The organism is Nocardiopsis sp. NRRL B-16309, assembly GCF_001279585.1.
Lineage (GTDB): Bacteria > Actinomycetota > Actinomycetes > Streptosporangiales > Streptosporangiaceae > Nocardiopsis.
The window spans coordinates 1-18,054 of record NZ_LGEC01000093.1; the positions used below are offsets into that span (position 1 = coordinate 1).

Consider the following 18,054-nt stretch of genomic DNA (forward strand, 5'->3'; position numbering starts at 1 on the left):
GACCCGGGCCCGCCCCGCCCCTCCCCGCCCCGGACGGCTCCCCCCGGCGTGCCCGCGACGGCTCGCCGCACCCTTGAAAGGTTCCCCCATGCCCTCCTCCCACCACCCCCCTGGACCCCGGACCGGCCCGGCCCGCTGGGTCCGCGGCCTCGGTTCCGCCGCCGCCGGACTGTGCGTGGCCGCGAGCGTGCTCTTCGCCGCGCCGACCGCGCACGCCGCCCCACAGGCGCCCCAGGCCCAGCCCGCCGAACCGGCGGCCGACACCGACTGCCGCCCCGACGGCCTCCACCAGACCCCGGGCGTGGACGTCCCCTACTGCGACGTCTACGACGCCGACGGGCGCGAGCAGCTGCCCAACGGCCTCGACCGGCGTGTGATCGGCTACTTCACGAGCTGGCGCAACGGCGCCAACGACCAGCCGACCTACCTCGTCGACGACATCCCCTGGGACCGGATCTCGCACATCAACTACGCCTTCGGGCACGTCGACGGCGACAACCGGCTCTCGGTCGGCCCGGACGGACCGGACAACCCGGCGACCGGCATGACCTGGGACCGCCCCGGCCTGGAGCCCGATCCCGAGTTCCCCTACGACGGCCACTTCAACCAGCTCAACAAGTTCAAGAAGGACCACCCCGGGGTCCGCACCCTGGTGGCCGTGGGCGGCTGGGCCGAGACGGGCGGCTACTTCGACCCTGACGGCGAGCGGGTGGACTCCGGCGGTTTCTACTCGATGACCACCACGTCCACGGGGGTGAACCACGAGGGGATCGAGACCTTCGCCGACTCGGCCGTGGAGTTCGTGCGCGAGTACGGGTTCGACGGCCTCGACATCGACTACGAGTACGCCACGTCCAACAACGGCGCCGGCAGCCCCGACGACTACTGGATCTCCGACGAGCGCCGCGGACACCTCTGGGCGGGCTACGAGGAGCTGATGCGCGTGCTGCGCGAGAAGCTCGACACGGCCTCCGCCGAGGACGGCACCTACTACCAGCTGACCGCCGCGGTCCCCTCCTCCGGCTGGCTGCTGCGCGGCCAGGAGGTCCACCAGGTCGTGCGGTACCTGGACTTCGTCAACATGATGACCTACGACCTGCACGGCACGTGGAACCACTTCGTGGGGCACAACGGCGCGCTCTACGACAGCGGACTCGACCCCGAGCTCGCGGACGTCTACGGCGCCTACGACGGCATCGGCTACCTGAACGCCGACTGGGCCCACCACTACTTCCGCGGCGCGATGCAGGCCGGCCGGATCAACCTCGGGCTGCCGTTCTACACGCGGGGCTGGAAGGACGTCGAGGGCGGCGAGAACGGGCTCTGGGGCACGGCGGCGCTGCCCGACCAGGACCAGTGCCAGCCCGGCACCGGCCTCACCGTGCCCTGCGGCGACGGGGCGGACGGCATCGACAACCTCTGGCACGACAGCGACCCCGTGACCGGCGGCGCCATCGCGGCCGGCGCGAACCCGATCTGGCACGTGCTCAACCTGGAGGACGGTGTCGTCGGCGACTACGCGGCCGACTACGGCGTGGACGACGAACTCGTGGGCACCTACGAGCGCCACTGGGACGAGACGACCCGCAACGAGTGGTGGTGGAACTCGACGACGAACACGTTCCTGTCGGGCGACGCGGACCGGACCACCGCCGCCAAGGCGGACTACGTGGCCGACACCGGGCTCGGCGGCGTCATGATCTGGGAGATGGTCGGCGACTACGCCTACGACGCCGACGCGGGCCAGTACGTCATGGGCGACACCCTCATCACGAGCCTCCACGAGCGGCTGAGCGACGCGGGCCCCTACGGGGCGGCCAAGGCCGAGACCCCCGCGCCGGAGCAGGTCCTGGACGTGGACGTGGACTTCGGCGGTTTCGCCCTGGGCGACAACAACTACCCGATCACCCCGGACGTGACGATCACCAACAACTCGTCCGGAGACATCCCCGGCGGCTCGACGATCACGTTCGACTACGGCACCTCGGCCCCCGGCGACATGAGCGACCAGTCCGGCATGGGGCTGAGCCACGTACAGGTGGGGCACGACCGGGGCGACAACGTCGGCGGCCTGGACGGCGACTTCCACCGGGTGGAGCTGACCGTCCCGAGCTGGCAGAGCATCCCGGCCGGGGGTTCGCTGGACTTCACGCTCAGCTACCGCCTCCCGATCGCCCAGCCCTCGAACTTCCGGATCGGGGTCGGCGGCACGGAGTACGCCATCACCTACGACGCCCCGCGCGAGGGCACGCTGGTCGACGCCCCCGACACCGGAGACGGCGGAGGGGACGGCGGCGGAGGCGGCGACCCCGTGGACTGCGACGCACCCGCGTGGGTCGCGGGCACCACCTACACCCAGGGCGACACCGTGACGCACGGCGGCGCGGCCTACCGGGCCCAGTGGTGGACGCAGGACGAGCCCGGCACCACCGGTGAGTGGGGCGCCTGGGAGCACCTGGGGACCTGCTGATCCCCTGGGTACCGCGGGGGCGGTGTGCCGGAGCCCGGCGCACCGCCCCCGTCGCCGTCCGCGCGACACGGACGGCCGGACGCGCTCAGACCAGGGGCAGGGAGGGCCGCAGCACGCTGGCGGCGACGCCGTCGCTGGCCTCGGCCACGCGGCGACGCTCCTCGGCCACCTCTCCGTAGAGGGTCGTGCGCTGGCGCAGGGGGCGCCCCGTCGGCTCGACCAGGGCCCGGATGTCGGTGATCGTCTTGAACGACCCCTGCCCCGAACCCGCCATCCGGCTGATGGTCTCCTCCATCAGGGTGCCGCCCACGTCGTTGACCCCGCCGCGCAGCAGCTGACGGCAGGTGTCCTCGGCCAGCTTGACCCAGGAGCACTGGATGTTGTCGATGTGCCCGTGCAGCAGCAGCCGGGCCAGGGCGTGCACCGCCCGGTTCTCCCGCACCGTCGGGCCCGTGCGCGCCAGCCCGGCGAGGTAGATCGGCGCGTTGGTGTGCACGAACGGCAGCGGCACGAACTCGGTGAAGCCCCGCCGCCCGTTGCGTTCCACCGAGCGCTCCTGGAGCGAGCGCAGCAGCTTGATGTGCGACACCCAGTGCCGCGGCGAGTCGACGTGCCCGTACATCATCGTCGACGTCGTCGGGATCCCCAGGTCGTGGGCGGCCGTGATGACCTCGATCCACTCGCGGGCGGGCAGCTTGCCCTTGGTGAGCACCCAGCGGACCTCGTCGTCGAGGATCTCCGCGGCCGTGCCCGGGATGGAGCCGAGACCGGCCTCGCGGGCGCGGGTCAGCCACTCGCGGATCGGCAGGTTGGTCCGGGAGGCGCCGTTGACGACCTCCATCGGGCTGAACGCGTGGACGTGCATGTCCGGGACGCGCTCGCGGACCGCCCCGGCGATGTCGAAGTAGGCCGTCCCGGGCAGGTCCGGGTGGATGCCGCCCTGCATGCACACCTCGGTGGCCCCGGCCTTCCACGCCTCCTCGGCGCGGTCGGCGACCTGGTCCAGGGAGAGGGTGTAGGCGTCGGCGTCCGTGCGGCGCTGGGCGAAGGCGCAGAACCGGCAGCCGGTGTAGCAGACGTTGGTGAAGTTGATGTTCCTGGTGACCACGAACGTGACGTCGTCGCCGACCACGTCCGAGCGCACGCGGTCGGCCAGGCCGGTGAGGGCCTCCAGTTCGGGGCCGTCGGCGTGCAGCAGCGCGAGCGCCTCGTCGTCGCTCAGACCCGCGGGGTCGGCCTCCGCGCGGCGCAGGGCCGCCGCGATGTCCGGGTCGAAGCGGCGGGGCACCGCGCCCTCGCGGTCCACACCCGCCCGCAGTTCGTCCCAGTCGCCGTAGACGGCGTCGAAGTCGCCGCGCCGGTCGCCGGTGCGCCCCTCGGTGTCGATGCCGGTGTGCAGGTCGGTGCGGCCGGAGTCGACCAGTACCGCCTCGGGCTCCTGCCAGGGCCGCCCCACCAGGGGCGCGTCCTCCACCGCGAGTCCGGTCTCGGGGTCGGCCAGGGCCGCCACGTGCGCCGCCACGCGCGGGTCCAGCCACGGCTCGCCCGCCCGCACGTACTCGGGGTAGGCGGTGAGGCGCTCGCGCAGGGTGAACCCCTGGGCGGCGGTGCGCTCGGCCAGGTCGTCGATCTGCGGCCAGGGGCGCTCGGGGTTGACGTGGTCGGCGGTCAGCGGGGAGACGCCGCCCCAGTCGTCGATGCCCGCGCGGAGCATCAGCGCGTACTCGTCCACGCCGCCGGCCTCGGCTCCGATGAGGTTGGGCGGGGCCTGGATGTGGGCCTTGGGCCCCATCACCAGGCGGGTGACGGCGATGGCCGCGGCCATCCCCTCCCGCTCGGCGTCGGGGCGGTGCATCATCGCGGTCCCGGGCTTGGCCCGGAAGTTCTGCACGATGACCTCCTGGATGCCGCCGTAGCGGCGGGCCACGCCCCGGATCGCGAAGATCGACTCGGCGCGGTCGGCGACGGTCTCGCCGATACCGAGGAGGATGCCGGTCGTGAAGGGGACGTTGGAGCGGCCCGCGTCCTCCAGGGCGCGCAGCCGCACGGCCGGGTCCTTGTCGGGGCTGCCGTAGTGGGCCTGGCCCCTCTCCGTGAACAGCCGCTCGGAGGTGGTCTCCAGCATCATGCCCATCGACGGCGAGACCGGCTTGAGCCGCTGGAAGTCGGACCAGGTCAGCACACCCGGGTTGAGGTGCGGCAGGAGGCCGGTCTCCTCCAGGACCATGATCGCCATGGCCCGGACGTAGGACAGGGTGTCGTCGTAGCCGTGCGCGTCCAGCCACTCGGCGGCCTGGCTCCACCGGTCCTCGGGGCGGTCCCCGAGCGTGATGAGGACCTCCTTGCAGCCCATCTCCGCGCCCCGCCGCGCGATCTCCAGGACCTCGTCCGGGGACATGTAGGGGGCGTCCAGGCGGCCGGGCACCGTCGCGAACGTGCAGTAGTGGCAGCGGTCGCGGCAGAGCCGGGTCAACGGGACGAACACCTTGCGGCTGTAGGTGATGACGCCGGGGCGGCCGGCGGCCTCCAGTCCGGCGTCGCGCACGCGGCCGGCGTGGTCCAGGAGCGTCTCCAGGTCCTCGCCCCGGGCGTGCAGGAGCACTTCGGCCTCGGTGACGTCCAGTGTCTTGCCGTCCCGGGCGCGGGCGAGGGCCCTGCGCATCGCGGACGCTGTCGGGGAGGAGCCGGGGGCCGGGTCGTTCGCACCACTCATAACGGCCCACCCTACGCGCCCCGGTTCTCGGGCCGACGACGGCATGCGGTGGTGCGTCCGATGGCCCCATGATCGCCCCCCCGCGCGGGGCCGGTCGGTCGAAGGACGCACCCCGGACTCGACGGCATGATCGCCACACCGGGGGGCCGGGTTTCGGTCGAAGGGCACACCCCGAGCCCGACGGCAAGATCGCCCCCCGCGCGGGGCCGGGCTCGGGCGAAGGGCACACCCCGAGCCCGAGGGCGTGATCGCCCCATGCGGGGCCCGGGCGGCGGCCGGAGCCGGGGCGCGTGGTGGGCCGGGGTGTGCCCGTGGACGCCGCGCGGCGGGTGAGGATCCGCGGAGGATGCCCTAGTGTGGCCGCGTGCTGAGTCGGCTCCGCGGTAACCGGTGGGTGCGCCTGGCCCTGCTCGCGGTGGTGTTCGCGTGCGCCGGGTGGGCGCTGCGCGCGCACTGGACGCAGGCGCGCGAGGCGGTGGCCGCCCTGCCCCTGTGGGCACTGCCCGCGGCGGTCCTGGCGGGGATGGCGGGGCTGACCGCCCAGATGCTCGCCTGGCGTTCGCTGTTGGGCGGGCTCGGCTCGCCGCTGCCGGTGCCGGTCGCGGCCCGGATCATGTTCGTCGGCCAGCTCGGCAAGTACCTCCCGGGGTCGGTGTGGGCGTTCGTCGCCCAGGTCGAACTCGCGCGCGACCGCGAGGTCCCGCGGGCGCGCGGTGCCGCCGCCACCCTGCTGGCGGTGGCCGTCACCGTCGCGGTGGGGCTGGCCGTGGCCGCGGTGGCCCTGCCCCTGGCCTCCGACGGGGCCGCGCGCCGCTGGTGGTGGGTGCTGGCCGCGGCCCCGCTCCTGCTGGCGTGCCTGCACCCGCGCGTGCTGGGGTTCGGCGTCCGCACGGCGGCCCGGCCCTTCCGGCGCTTCCGTGAGGTGGCCGAGGCGGGCCCGCCCGAGGTGCGCGGGCGCTCGGTGGCCGCCGCGGTGGGCTGGACCGTGCTGGCGTGGGCTCCGCTGGGGGCGCACGCGTGGCTGCTGACCTGGGCGGTGGGCGGGAATCCGGTCGCGTCGGTCGGCCCGGCCGTGGGCGGGTACGCGCTGGCCTGGACGCTCGGGCTGCTGGTGGTGTTCGCCCCCGCCGGGCTGGGCGTGCGCGAGGCGGTGCTGGTGGTAGCCCTGGCCCCGGTCGTGGACGCGGGGGCGGCGCTCGTCGTCGCGGTGCTCTCGCGCCTGGTGATGACCGTGGCGGACATCGCCTGGGCCGGACTGTCGGTGCTGCTGTCACCGACCGCCGCCGTGGCTCCGGGGAACCAGGGCCAGGACCAGGACCCCGTCCCCTGACGCGGCTCCGCTGCCGCCCCCGCCTCCGTGCCGGATCCTCCGCCCGCGCGTGACGGGTCGGTGCACACGGCCGGTAGGCGCGTCGGCGGCTCCGAGGGCCGGCCCCGGCCGTGGTCCGCCGGATCCCGCGTTCAGGCCTTGAGGAGCCGGTCGGCGTAGGCCCGCCAGTACGGGGCCGGGTCCACCGGCCGCACGCCCGCGCGCAGCCGTTCGGCCTCCCCCGGGGCGTACAGGGCGGTGAGGGCGCGGGCCAGGTCGGCTGCGTCGCCGGGGGCGCACAGCAGCCCGTCGACGCCCTCGCGCACGTGGTCGGCGAGCGTCCCGGCGCGCGTGGCCACGACGGGGACGCCGTGTTCGTGGGCCAGCCAGACGTTCTGGGTCGCGGTGGCCGTCCGGTAGGGCAGGACGACGGCGTCGGCGGAGGCGAACAGCGCGGGCAGCTCCGAGGCCGGCACGTAGCCGTCGCGCAGCCGCACGCGGTCGGCGACGCCGAGGTCGCGCGCCAGGGCCGCCAGGTCGTCGGTACCGCCCCAGAACTCGCCCGCCACCGTGAGCGCGACGTCGTCGGGCGCGCCGTCGGCGAGGGCCCGCAGCAGGAGGTCGACGCCCTTGTACGGCCGGACGATGCCGAGGAAGAGCAGGTGTCGGCGCTCGCCCGCGGGCCCCTGGACGGGTCCGCCGGTGTCGGGCAGGTGCGGGGGCAGCGGGGCCGTGACCGGGCGCGGCCGGTCGGGGCCCATCAGCCCCTCGGCCAGGTGCGCCTGCTCCGGTGAATGGGTGAGGACGCCGTCCACGCGGCGCAGCAGCGCGCGGCTCAGGGACACGTCCACGGCGCGGCGCTCGTGCGGCAGCACGTTGTGGCACAGGGCGATGACCTGCGTGCCGGTGTCGAGCGAGCGCACACCGGCGAGGATGGCGAGGTAGGCGGGCACCTGCACCGGCGAGAACACGGTGAGCACGACCGTGTCGGCCTCGCGGGCCAGGCGGCGGCCGGTCCGCCACCAGCCGTCCGGGCGGTACCAGGCCAGCTCGTGCCGCGTCCCGGGGTGGGGCGTGCCCTCCGCCTCGTCCACGGTCTGCCGCCCCGGGTAGAGCGCCGCCGGGTACTGGGCGCGCCAGGACTCGATCGCGACCTCGTGGCCGAGGGCGCTGAGCCGGTGGGCGAGCTCGGTCGTGTGCCGGGCACCGCCGCCCTTGTACGGGTGGGCGGGGCCCACGAGCGTGACGCGCGCCGGCCGGGCCGGAGATCTGGGGCCGTCCGCCGGGGCTCTCGGCGCGTCCCGGTGCTCAGCGCCCGCGTCGGACTCGGTCCGGCGGCGGTCGGGCCGCGTCACGCGCTCTCCCGGGACCGCACGATGAGGTCGGCCAGCAGCGCGATGGCGGCGATGATCAGCCCCGTCATGAGGATCATGACGGTGTTGTTGGGGATGTAGAGCGGGTGGCGCACCTGGTCGAAGACGAACTTGCCCGCGCCCAGGCCCAGTAGCACCAGTGACGGCGGCATGAGCACCTTGAGCGGGTTGAAGTACATGACCATGCGCAGCACCTGGAGGATGTACCGGTAGGCGTCCCTGACGAAGTGGAACTTGGAGGTCCCCGCCCGCTTGGCGTACTCGATGGGCACGTACTTGACCGGGTGCTGGTTGGACAGGAACGCCAGGGTGATCGTGGTGACGCAGGAGAACCCGGGCGGCAGCAGGCGCAGGTAGGGGCGGGCCACGTCGCGCCGGAACACGCGCAGGCCGGAGTTGAGGTCGGGGATGCGGGTGTTGGTGAGGCTCTCGGCGATCTTGCGGATGGCCCACTTGGCCGGGACCCGCAGTGCCTTGTGCGTGCCCATCTCCTGGGTGCGCGCGCCCACGACCTGGTCGACGCCGGGTTCGTCGTCCAGGATGGAGACGAGTTCGGGGATGCGCTCGTTCGGGTAGCTCATGTCGGCGTCAGTCCACACGACGTACTCGCCGCGCGCCCGCTGGCTGCCGATCCGCCGGACCGTGCCCGAGCCGCCGTTGTGGCCGAAGGCGATGACGCGCATGTGCGGGTAGAGCGCCTCGGCGTCCCGCAGGCGGGCGAGGGTGTCGTCGGTGGAGGCGTCGTCCACCGCGAGCAGCTCGTAGGTGTGCTCCGAGGCGTCCATGGCCGCGCAGATGCGCTTGACCTCGTCGACGACGTGCTCCTCCTCGTTGAAGCACGGCAGGACGATGGTGACGCGCACGGGGGCGTCCGGTTCCTGGGCTGAGGCGTCGCCGCCGGCCTCGCTCATGCGCTCTTCTTACCTCACTCGACGGGGATCACGACGACCCACACACTGCCACGGAAGGTCCAGTGGCCGGTCGGGGGCTCCATGAGGGTACTCGGATCCATGGCGGCGGTCACGTCGAAGGGTCGCTGGAGCGGGGCGTCCCGCCCGGCGAGCGCCTGCAGCGGTTCGTACTGCGAGGCGGCGAGCACGGCGTCACGGCCGCGGGAGTGGATCTGCTCCACGACCCGCTGCGCCGCCTCTGGCGTGGGATCGGTCAGTTCCGCGGTGGGGACGCCGCACACGTTGCGCAGCAGCGGCATGTACCCGCCCGCCAGGCCGGAGTCGACCACGACGACCGAGGAGTCCGGCGGGATCGCGTCGCACAAACGGTGGGTGGCCTCGACCGTTCCCACGTCCTGGCGGTAGCCCATGACGCCGTGCGCGGTGGCCGCGGTCGGAACGACCATCACGCCCACGGCCAGCGCGGCCACGACGGCGGGGAGCGCCTGGACCGTGGCGGGCCGGTCGCGGACGTCCTCGACGGCGGCGCAGTAGCGCGTCAGCCAGGCGGCGAACCAGACGGCGAGCAGCACGAACGCCGGGATGACCAGGACGATCAGCCGCCGGCTCGCCCAGGGGTGGTCCGGGGTGATGGCGGGCCGCAGCAGGGTCGTGGCGACCGTCCACAGCAGCACCATCAGGGGCAGCACCCACTGCGGGTCGCGGCGCTGGACCACGCGGCGCAGCAGCAGGGCCACGCCCAGGGAGGCGAACAGGACGGTGCCCAGGCCCACGTACCAGCCCACCCAGTACAGGCTCATGTCGTAGTAGGTCCGGCTGCCCTCGACCGCCAGCCCCTCGCGCTCCTGCACGTAGGCGACCCAGTGGTCGGTGAAGTCGCTGCCGTGCCCGTAGTCGGGCCACAGCAGGGGGCGGATCGCGAAACCGACCATGACCAGCAGGGACAGGACCGCGACGGCCGTCGGCAACCACCGCACGCGCTCCACCCGCGGCACCCCGAACCGCCACAGGGCGGCCGTGGCGACGACCGTGACGGCGACGACGGCACCGGAGATGAGCAGCAGCGGGTCGAGGGAGTCCTCCAGGTACTCCAGGTAGGGGCGGGAGAGCCCGAAGCCCGCGTACAGGCCCAGGCCGACACCGACGGCGAGCCCGCCCAGCAGGGGCAGCGCCTGGCCGCGCCGGGCGAGCAGCAGCAGGCCGACGAAGCCCACGACCGGCAGCAGGTCGCGCAGCACGTCGATGCGCACCACCAGCCCGAGTCCGAAGGAGAGCCCGGCCGCCGCGGCCAGGGCGTGCGCGGCCGACCACCGGTCGGTCAGCGCGGTGCGCCGGGCCAGCGCGTCGTAGGCCAGGACCAGGCCGCCGAGCAGGAGGATCTGGGTGACGGGCTCGCTGTAGGTGAAGCGGCTGACCCACTGCTGGGGCAGGCACACCGCCAGGACCAGCGCCGCGGGCGGAGCCCAGAGGGGGCCGACGAGGCGGGCCGCGAGCCCGCCGAAGGTGAGCACGCCCAGCGCGCCCAGCACCGGGGTGGTGACGAGCATTCCGGTGAGCCCGCCGAGCCAGTAGCCGACCGAGGTCAGCAGCGGGGCGCCGGCCATGAACTGGGGCCAGATGACGTCGTCGCGCTGGTACTGGGCCAGGCTCTGGTAGCCCAGCGCCGGATCGTCCCCGGCGATGAGGTCGCGCTGCTGCGGGATCGGCAGGTGGCCGTTCTCCGCGATCCACGCCGTGTACATGGCGTAGGAGGCGGGGTCGCGGCGGATCACCAGCGTCTCGGCGTGGTAGGCGATCTGCACGACGGCGAAGGCCACGGCGATCGTGAGCAGGAGCACGAGCGCGACCACGGACCACACGTCGTCGTCCGCGCCCCTCGCCCCGGGGTGCCGGGGGCCGGGCTCGGGGATCAGCCGCGGGACCAGCGCGCAGGCGGCGACCACGGCGGGCACGCCGACGATCCCCGCGGCGACCGGCGTGAACGCGCCCAGGGCCAGCAGCGGGAACGTGACCAGGAGCCAGGCGGAGACGGCGATCGCCGGCAGCGCCGTGACGCGGGCGAGGAGGAGTCGGCCGGGGGGCATGCGCATGGGGCAACTCTGGCAGCTCCGCCATCGGAGTGCACACCCCGGCCCGACGGTGCCCTGAGCCGGACCGGGAGCCGCGTCGGGAGCCGGGACGGAAGCCGGACCGCGGGCGTCGCGCGGGCGGAGGTGAGCGTTCGCGGATCACGATCTAGGGTGACGGTATGTCCGAAACTCCAGCGCAGCTGTGGCGCGCCCTCGTCTCCGCCGAACCGGCGCGGCCGTTCGTCACGTCCTACGACGCCTCCGGTGCCCGGGTCGAGCTCTCCCGCGCGACCTTCGACAACTGGGTCTCCAAGACCGCCAACATGCTCGTGGACGGGTTCGGCGCGCAACCCGGCGACAGCACCGTCCTCGCGCTCCCCGTGCACTGGCAGTCCCTGGTGTGGGCGGTCTCCTGCTGGTCGGTGGGCACCGTGGTGACCCCCTCGCCCCGGGACACCGTCGGACGGGGCGCCCACGTCGTGGTGGCCGACGCCGACCGGCTGGAGGAGGCCGCGGACACCGGCGCCGACGAGGTCGTCGGCACCTCCCTGCACCCCCTGGGCCTGCCCCTGGCGTCGGTCCCGCCGATGGTGCACGACTACTCCGTGGAGGTGCGCGGGCACGGCGACCACTTCGCGGCCTACCCCATCGACCCCGGGGCGCCCGCGCTGGAGGCCGACCGCGCGTACACCGGCGCGGAACTGGCCGCCGTGGGCCGCGACCGCGCCGCGCGGTGGGGCCTGAACGGCGAGGACCGGATCGCCGTACTGCTGGCCCCCGACGCCCCGCTGTCCGCGCTCGGCCCGTCCCTGGACCTGTTCCTGGCCGCCCTCGCCTCCGGCGCGCCGCTCATCCTCACCCCGCCCGGGGCGGACGACCAGGCCGGGCGGCTGCGGATGGAGAAGGCCACCGCCGTGACCGCCCCCGAGGGGGACGAACCGGACTTCGCGGGCCTTCGCCGGCTCTGATACAACGACCCGATGGACGTGAACGGTCTCATCGGCCCCGCCATCGTGGCGCTCTTCCTCGGGTTCAGCCTCTACCAGGGCGTCCGGGGCGTGCTGGCGACACTGAGGCGCCGCAGGGAGCAGCAGGAGCTGGACGGTTCGGGCGTGCGCGCGCACGGGCACGTGAGCGCGGTGCACCCGCTCGAACGCAGCCCCCACGGCCACACCGTCACCGTGACGGTGCGGGGCGCGGACGGTTCCCGCTGGGACGCCGTCGACTCCAGTGGTCTGGGCGGCTACGTCGTCCGTGAGGGCACGCCGGTCGAGCTGGTCCACTCCCCCTCCGATCCCGGCCTGGTCCGGGTGGAGCGTGCCGCCCACCCCGACCCCGCCCGCGGCGGCTACGCGGTGCGCCCGGACCGGCGTCCGGGCGGGCCCCCGCTGTGGCGGCCCCTGCTGCCCCTGCTGGGCGTGATCGTCATCGGCGGCGTCATCCTGCTGGCCCTCGCCGGCGGCGGGGCGCGGGACCTGGTCGGCCTCGTCCCCCTGCTGTTCGTCGTCCTGGGCCCCTGCCTGGTCGTGGGCGGCGTCGTGGCCATGGTGCGCGGCCGGAGCAGGACCCGGCGGCACACCGCCGAGGTGTACGGCACCATCACCGACACCTGGCGCCAGGTCCAGCGCCGCCGCGGCCAGAACGGGACCAGGACCAGCATCACCCACCCCTTCACGGTGCACTTCCGGGCCGCCGACGGGCGTGAGGTCCACCGCCGCTACGAGACGTCCACCCGGTCCTTCCGGCCGGGTCTCCAACAGAGGGTGCTGGTCCGGCACGATCCCGAGCACCCGGCGGAGTTCAGCGTGGCCGACCTGGCCATGGGGGGCCTGTTCCCGGGCCTGGCGCTGGTGTTCATCGGCGCGGTCTTCACCATCGTGGGAGGGGTCGTGAGCGTCCTCTTCGCCGGCTCCGGCCTCTGAGGGCCGGGGGCGCCGCCGCCGGCCCGCCCCCGCGCACACGGCGCGGCCGCACCTCGGGCACCGGTGCGGCTGCCGTGGAAGGGCCTCGGACGGACCCCTGGGGCGTCCGGGGCGCACTGAGGCGTCCGGGGGCGCCCGGGGGGCTCAGGACTCGCGGTAGTAGGCGTCCAGCGCCCGCCCCTCACGCGCCTCCTCGTCGTAGGTGTAGACCTCGCGGCCCTCGACGAACACCCGCAGCGCGCGGCTCATCACGTCCAGCGGGTCGCCGGACCAGATGACGACGTCGCCGTCCAGCCCGGGCCTGAGGGCGCCCACCCGGTCGGCGATGCCCATGATCTCCGCCGGGTGGACCGTGAGGGCCCGGATCGCCGACTCCGGGGCCATGCCCTCCTTCACGCACAGGGTGGCCTGGTGGACCAGGAACTCGATGGGGACGACGGGGTGGTCGGTGGTCAGCGCGACCTTGACGCCCGCGCGGTCGAGGATCCCGGGGTTGGCGAGGGTCTTGTTCTTGACCTCGACCTTGGAGCGGCCGACCATCAGCGGCCCGGTGATGACCGGGATGCCGCGTGCGGCGATCTCGTCCGCCAGCAGGTGTCCCTCGGTGCAGTGGTTGATGATCAGCCGGTAGCCGAACTCGTCCGCCAGGCGCATGGCCGTGTGGATGTCGTCGGCGCGGTGGGTGTGCTGGCACCACGGCAGCTCGCCGTCCAGGACCCGGACCAGCACCTCCAGGGTGTTGTCGCGGTCGAAGGGGTTGCCCTCGGCGAGGGCGTGGTCCCGCTTGGCCTTGTAGTCCTGGGCCTTGGTGAACGCGTCCCGGATGACCGCCGCGACGCCCTGCCGGGTCGAGGGGATCTGGTCCTTCTTGCCGTACACGCGCTTGGGGTTCTCCCCGAGCGCGCTCTTGACGCTCGCCGGGTGCCGGATGAGCCGGTCCTCCATGCTCCGGCCCCAGCACTTGATCGCCACGGTCTGCCCGCCGATCGGGTTTCCCGACCCGGGCTTGACCACGGAGCTGGTGACGCCGCCGGACAGGGCATCGACGAACCCGCGGTCGGCGGGGTTGATGGCGTCCAGCGCGCGCATGCGGGCACCGTTGGGGTCGGTCATCTCGTTGGTGTCGTCGCCCGCCCAGCCGACGCCCTCCTCGTCGATGCCGATGTGCCCGTGCGCCTCGACGAAGCCGGGCAGGACCCATTGGCCCGCGGCGTCGACGACCTCGGCTCCCTCGGGGACGGTGACGTCGCCGTCCCGGCCGACGGCCCGAATCCGTCCGTCGGAGATGAGCACGGTCCCGCCGTCGATGGGGTCGCCGTCGACGGGGACGACGTATCCGGATCTGATCGCGATATCCATGGCGGGCAACCTAGCCCATCATGGGGCGACCGCCCAAGGGCGGGCGGACGGCGCACCCGGGCCGCTCGTGGACGTTCGGCCCGCGAACGCTTCGGCCCGTGCGGTTCAGCCCGTGCAGTGTGGCCTGCGTGGCTCGGCCCGTGTGATTTGGCCCGTGCGGTTCGGCCGCGTGGCTCGACGCCCGTGCGCTTCGGCCCGTGCGGTTCAGCCCATGCACGGCTCGGTCCGCGTGCGCTTCAGCCCCTACGGTTCAGCCCGCGGGCCAGCGCGCGGTCAGCAGCTCCGAGCGCGGGGTCAGCTCCACGCTGACGTCCTCGATGGCCTCGCGCACCATGGCGCAGCGTCCGACCTGCTCGGGGTCGCCGGTGAGCTCCCCGCCCTGGGCGGCGAAGGCGTAGACCATGCTGGGCCGGTCGGCGAACTCCATCATCCGGAACGCGCCGCCCAGGCCGGGGTGGTGCGCGGTCTGCTCGGGGATGACGGCCAGCGTGACGATGCCCGCCTCGATGAGGTCGGCGAGGAAGTCGCGCTGGGCGTTGAGCACCTCGGCCCCGCCCTGCGGGCGCTGGAGCGCGGACTCGTTGAGCACGACCCGGAGCGTGGGGCCTTCCGGCCCGGTCATCGCGGCGCGGTGGGCCATCTCCTCCTCCACCATCGCCTCGATCTCCTCGTGGGAGAGGTCGGCGTGGCGCGGCCGCAGGACCGCGCTGGAGTACTCGCGGGTGCGCAGGAAGACCGGGACGGCCATGGGCTGGTGCTCCCAGAGCTGGGCGGCGTGCACACCCAGCTCGCGCATGTCGCCGAACTCGTTGGGAAAGGCCTCGGCCTGGAGGGTGATCGCCCAGGCGTCGACGAGCCGGTGCTCGGTGCCCAGGACCGTGTCCACCCGCTCGACCAGCGAGCGCGCGGGACGGCAGTAGGCGTCCTCCACGTCGCGGAGCTTGTCGTCGGTCACGCCGACGTTGGCGGCGAGTTCGGCGCGTGAGAGCCCCTTGTCGGACCGGGCGCGCAGAATCCGCGCGCCGAAGGGGAGCCACATCGCAGACGGCAACGCAGTGTTCACTCCCGTATCCTCTCCGGTCGCCTGTGTCGGGGAGCCGTGTCGTACCCTCGGTGCGACACCCCAACCCCTTGGTAGGACCCTCTCCCGGGCCGGGTGGACGGGTCAAGCGACCCGGCGGGTGCGGCGATCCGTGATAAGTCAGTACAAAGTCCGACCATGCCCTCCGCCGTGCGGGCGCGAACCCGAAAGGTCCCGTTGGCCTACCTCGCCCTGCTCCTGACCGTGGCGTCGCTGACCTTCTGGGTCTACGTCCTGTTCGACGTGATCGGCTCCGACTCCGGTGCCGTCCGCCTGCTGCCCAAGCCCGCGTGGGCGGTGGTCGTCCTGCTGCTGCCCAAGGTCGGGGCGCTGCTGTGGTTCGTGTTCGGGCGTCCGCGCCGGGGCGCGGTGGCGGCGGCCGTACCGCCGGGCCCTCCCCCGGCCTTCCCCGAGTACGAGCATCCCAACCGTGCGCGGGGAGCGACCCCGCGGGACGACGAGGAGTTCCTGCGCCGGTGCCGAGAGCGCGCCGAGGACCAGCGCCGCCGGGCCCGCCGGGCCCAGGAGGAGCGCGAGCGCGAGGCGCGCCGGAGCGAACCGCCGGGCCGACACGAGGGAGCGGAGAACCGGTGGAACGAGCCGGAGGGCCATGGGGACGGGCCCGGAGGCCGCGGGACCGACGAGGACCCCCAGGCGCCGTCGGCCCCCGTCGACTGAGCCCAGTACGCTGTGTGCCGCCCAGCCGCGAACCTCACCCCGGAAGTGAACCGATGAACCGCTTGACCCTGACGGCGTCGGCCCTTGTCGCCTGCACGGCCCTGTTCGCCACCACCGCGTGCGGCGGCCAGACCGAGGGGGGTCCGAACCAGGACGCCACCGAGAACGCGGAGGACGCCCCGGAGCAGACCGCCGACGCCACGGACGGCGAGGGCGGCCCCGCCGACATCGACGTGTCCGACGTGGAGGGCGCCACGCTGCACACCAGCGAGGGCGACATCGAACTCGTCCTGCTGCCGGAGGAGGCCCCGCTGACGGTGGCCAACTTCGTCGGCCTCGCCGAGGGCGAGGGCGTCCCCAACCCGGAGACCGGCAACGAGGAGTTCTACGACGGCGTCATCTTCCACCGCGTGATCGACGACTTCATGGTCCAGACCGGGGATCCCCTCGGCACCGGCCAGGGCGGTCCCGGCTACCAGTTCGAGGACGAGACCGACAACGGGCAGACCTTCGCCGAGCCGGGCATGCTGGCGATGGCCAACTCCGGCCCCGACACCAACGGCTCGCAGTTCTTCATCACGGTGGCGCCCACCGAGCACCTCGACGGCGACCACACCATCTTCGGACACGTCGCGAACGACGAGTCGCAGGAGGTCGTGGACTCGATCGCCCAGGTGGAGACCGACCCGTCCACCGCCCGGCCGCTCGACGACATCGTCATCGAGTCGGTGTCGGTGCAGCGCGCGGAGTAGCTGCGCTCCGCGGCGGCGGGGCGGAGAGCCCCGCCCGGCGCGGTCCCTCCGGCTTCGGCCACGCCCCCGGCCCGCAGAACACCGGCGGGCCCGAACCGGCCCTCCCGGGGCGAGGGCAGGCCGAACGGCCTCCGTTCAGTCCTCCGGGGGCCTGGGGAGTGTTCTTCTGGAGGCTTTCGGGTGAGCCCGGAATGCCGCAAAAAACACGACCTAGCGGGGGGTGCGGCGTTTGGCCCGTGCGGCGCGGGCCCGCTCGACGGCGGGTCCGATCGCCGCGACCAGCGCGTCGACGTCCTCCGGTGTGGACGTGCGCCCCAGCGACAGCCGCAGACTGCTCAGCGCGGTGTCCGGGTCGGCCCCCATCGCCAGCAGGACGTGGCTGGGCTGGGCCACCCCCGCCGAGCAGGCCGAGCCGGTCGAGCAGGAGATACCGCGCGCGTCCAGCAGCATCAGGAGGGCGTCGCCCTCGCAGCCGGGGAAGGACAGGTGCGAGATCCCCGGCAGGCGCCGGTCGCGGTCACCGTTGACCACGGCGTCCGCGACCGCGTCGCGGACCCCCGCCTCCAGTGCGTCGCGCAGGTCGGCCAGGTGCTTGGCGTGCTCCTCGCGCTCGTCGACGGCCAGGCCGACCGCGGTGGCCAGCCCGCGCAGCAGCGGCGGGGACAGCGTGCCGGAGCGGATGTCGCGTTCCTGGCCGCCGCCGTGCAGGACGGGCACGGGCCCGAGCCCGCGCGCGACCAGCAGGGCGCCGGCGCCCACGGGGCCGCCGAGCTTGTGCCCGCTGACCGTGAGAGCGCTCACCCCGCTCGCGGCGAAGTCGACGGGCTCGACGCCGACCGCCTGGACGGCGTCGGTGTGGAAGGGCACCCCGTACTCGGCCGCCACCGCGGCGAGCTCGGCGACCGGCTGGACCGTCCCCACCTCGTTGTTGGCCCACATGACGGACACGAGCGCGACGGTCTCGGGCGCGGCGGCCAGGGCCTCGCGCAGCGTCCCCGGGCTCACCCGGCCGAGCTCGTCCACCGGCAGTGCCTCGTACACCGCGCCCTGGTGGTCGGCCATCCAGCGGGCCGGGTCCAGGGCGGCGTGGTGCTCCACGGCGCTCACCAGGATGCGCCGCCGCCGGGGGTCCTCGGCGTTGCGCGCCCAGTACAGCCCCTTGATCGCGATGTTGTCGGACTCGGTGCCCCCACCGGTGAAGACGACCTCGTGCGGGGTCGAGCCGAGCGCGTCGGCGACGCGTTCACGCGCCTCCTCGACCGTGCGCCGGGCCCCGCGCCCGTGGGCGTGCAGGGAGGACGGGTTGCCGAGAGCGCCGAGTTCGGCCGCGACGTCGGCGACGACCTCGGGGCGGACCTCGGTCGTGGCTGCGTGATCCAGATACACCATGGCGTTGCCAAGGATACGTCCGCCGCGC

Annotated in this window: 13 protein-coding genes; 6 read left to right on the top strand and 7 right to left on the bottom strand. The window is 74.0% G+C overall.

Features of this window, described 5'->3' with window-relative positions; genetic code table 11:
• The first annotated feature begins 88 nt into the window (after window positions 1–88).
• Window positions 89–2,470 (top strand): chitinase C-terminal domain-containing protein, encoded by a 2,382-nt coding sequence (locus ADL05_RS21845; protein ID WP_231640859.1) that lies wholly within the window; start codon window positions 89–91, stop codon window positions 2,468–2,470.
• Between the two features lie 85 nt (window positions 2,471–2,555).
• Here ADL05_RS21845 and ADL05_RS21850 read toward each other — a convergent pair whose 3' ends face one another.
• A complete protein-coding gene (locus ADL05_RS21850) occupies window positions 2,556–5,183 on the bottom strand; it encodes a bifunctional FO biosynthesis protein CofGH (RefSeq protein ID WP_082376737.1) in 2,628 nt (875 codons plus the stop codon).
• A gap of 364 nt (window positions 5,184–5,547) precedes the next feature.
• Between ADL05_RS21850 and ADL05_RS21855 the strand changes: the two genes are divergently transcribed.
• Window positions 5,548–6,513, top strand: a complete 966-nt coding sequence (locus ADL05_RS21855; protein WP_053618873.1) for a lysylphosphatidylglycerol synthase domain-containing protein — start codon at window positions 5,548–5,550, stop codon at window positions 6,511–6,513.
• A 131-nt stretch (window positions 6,514–6,644) separates the two neighbouring features.
• Here the strand turns inward: ADL05_RS21855 and ADL05_RS21860 are convergent, their stop codons facing one another.
• The 3 genes from ADL05_RS21860 to ADL05_RS21870 form a co-directional block, all read right to left on the bottom strand.
• Entirely contained in the window at window positions 6,645–7,730 is a 1,086-nt protein-coding gene (locus ADL05_RS21860) for a glycosyltransferase family 4 protein (protein ID WP_053618911.1), read from the bottom strand.
• 113 nt (window positions 7,731–7,843) lie between these two features.
• Window positions 7,844–8,776, bottom strand: coding sequence for a glycosyltransferase family 2 protein (locus ADL05_RS21865; RefSeq protein ID WP_053618874.1), 933 nt, complete (start codon window positions 8,774–8,776; stop codon window positions 7,844–7,846).
• Between the two features lie 14 nt (window positions 8,777–8,790).
• Window positions 8,791–10,866 (bottom strand): hypothetical protein, encoded by a 2,076-nt coding sequence (locus tag ADL05_RS21870; protein WP_053618875.1) that lies wholly within the window; start codon window positions 10,864–10,866, stop codon window positions 8,791–8,793.
• A 158-nt stretch (window positions 10,867–11,024) separates the two neighbouring features.
• Here ADL05_RS21870 and ADL05_RS21875 point away from each other — a divergent pair, with 158 nt between their 5' ends.
• Window positions 11,025–11,813, top strand: a complete 789-nt coding sequence (locus ADL05_RS21875; RefSeq protein WP_053618876.1) for a TIGR03089 family protein — start codon at window positions 11,025–11,027, stop codon at window positions 11,811–11,813.
• 12 nt (window positions 11,814–11,825) lie between these two features.
• Window positions 11,826–12,767, top strand: a complete 942-nt coding sequence (locus tag ADL05_RS21880; protein WP_053618877.1) for a DUF3592 domain-containing protein — start codon at window positions 11,826–11,828, stop codon at window positions 12,765–12,767.
• A 144-nt stretch (window positions 12,768–12,911) separates the two neighbouring features.
• Here the strand turns inward: ADL05_RS21880 and ADL05_RS21885 are convergent, their stop codons facing one another.
• Entirely contained in the window at window positions 12,912–14,126 is a 1,215-nt protein-coding gene (locus ADL05_RS21885) for an amidohydrolase (RefSeq protein WP_053618878.1), read from the bottom strand.
• Window positions 14,127–14,376: 250 nt separating this feature from the next.
• Entirely contained in the window at window positions 14,377–15,189 is an 813-nt protein-coding gene (locus tag ADL05_RS21890; protein ID WP_053618879.1) for a Scr1 family TA system antitoxin-like transcriptional regulator, read from the bottom strand.
• A gap of 156 nt (window positions 15,190–15,345) precedes the next feature.
• Here ADL05_RS21890 and ADL05_RS21895 point away from each other — a divergent pair, with 156 nt between their 5' ends.
• On the top strand, window positions 15,346–15,885 hold the full coding sequence (locus ADL05_RS21895) for a PLD nuclease N-terminal domain-containing protein (RefSeq protein ID WP_369800988.1): 540 nt from the start codon (window positions 15,346–15,348) through the stop codon (window positions 15,883–15,885).
• A gap of 53 nt (window positions 15,886–15,938) precedes the next feature.
• Window positions 15,939–16,637 (top strand): peptidylprolyl isomerase, encoded by a 699-nt coding sequence (locus tag ADL05_RS21900; protein ID WP_053618881.1) that lies wholly within the window; start codon window positions 15,939–15,941, stop codon window positions 16,635–16,637.
• Between the two features lie 210 nt (window positions 16,638–16,847).
• Here ADL05_RS21900 and ADL05_RS21905 read toward each other — a convergent pair whose 3' ends face one another.
• Window positions 16,848–18,026: a cysteine desulfurase family protein gene (locus ADL05_RS21905; RefSeq protein ID WP_053618882.1), complete on the bottom strand. Its 1,179-nt coding sequence runs from the start codon at window positions 18,024–18,026 to the stop codon at window positions 16,848–16,850.
• Window positions 18,027–18,054: the final 28 nt, after the last annotated feature.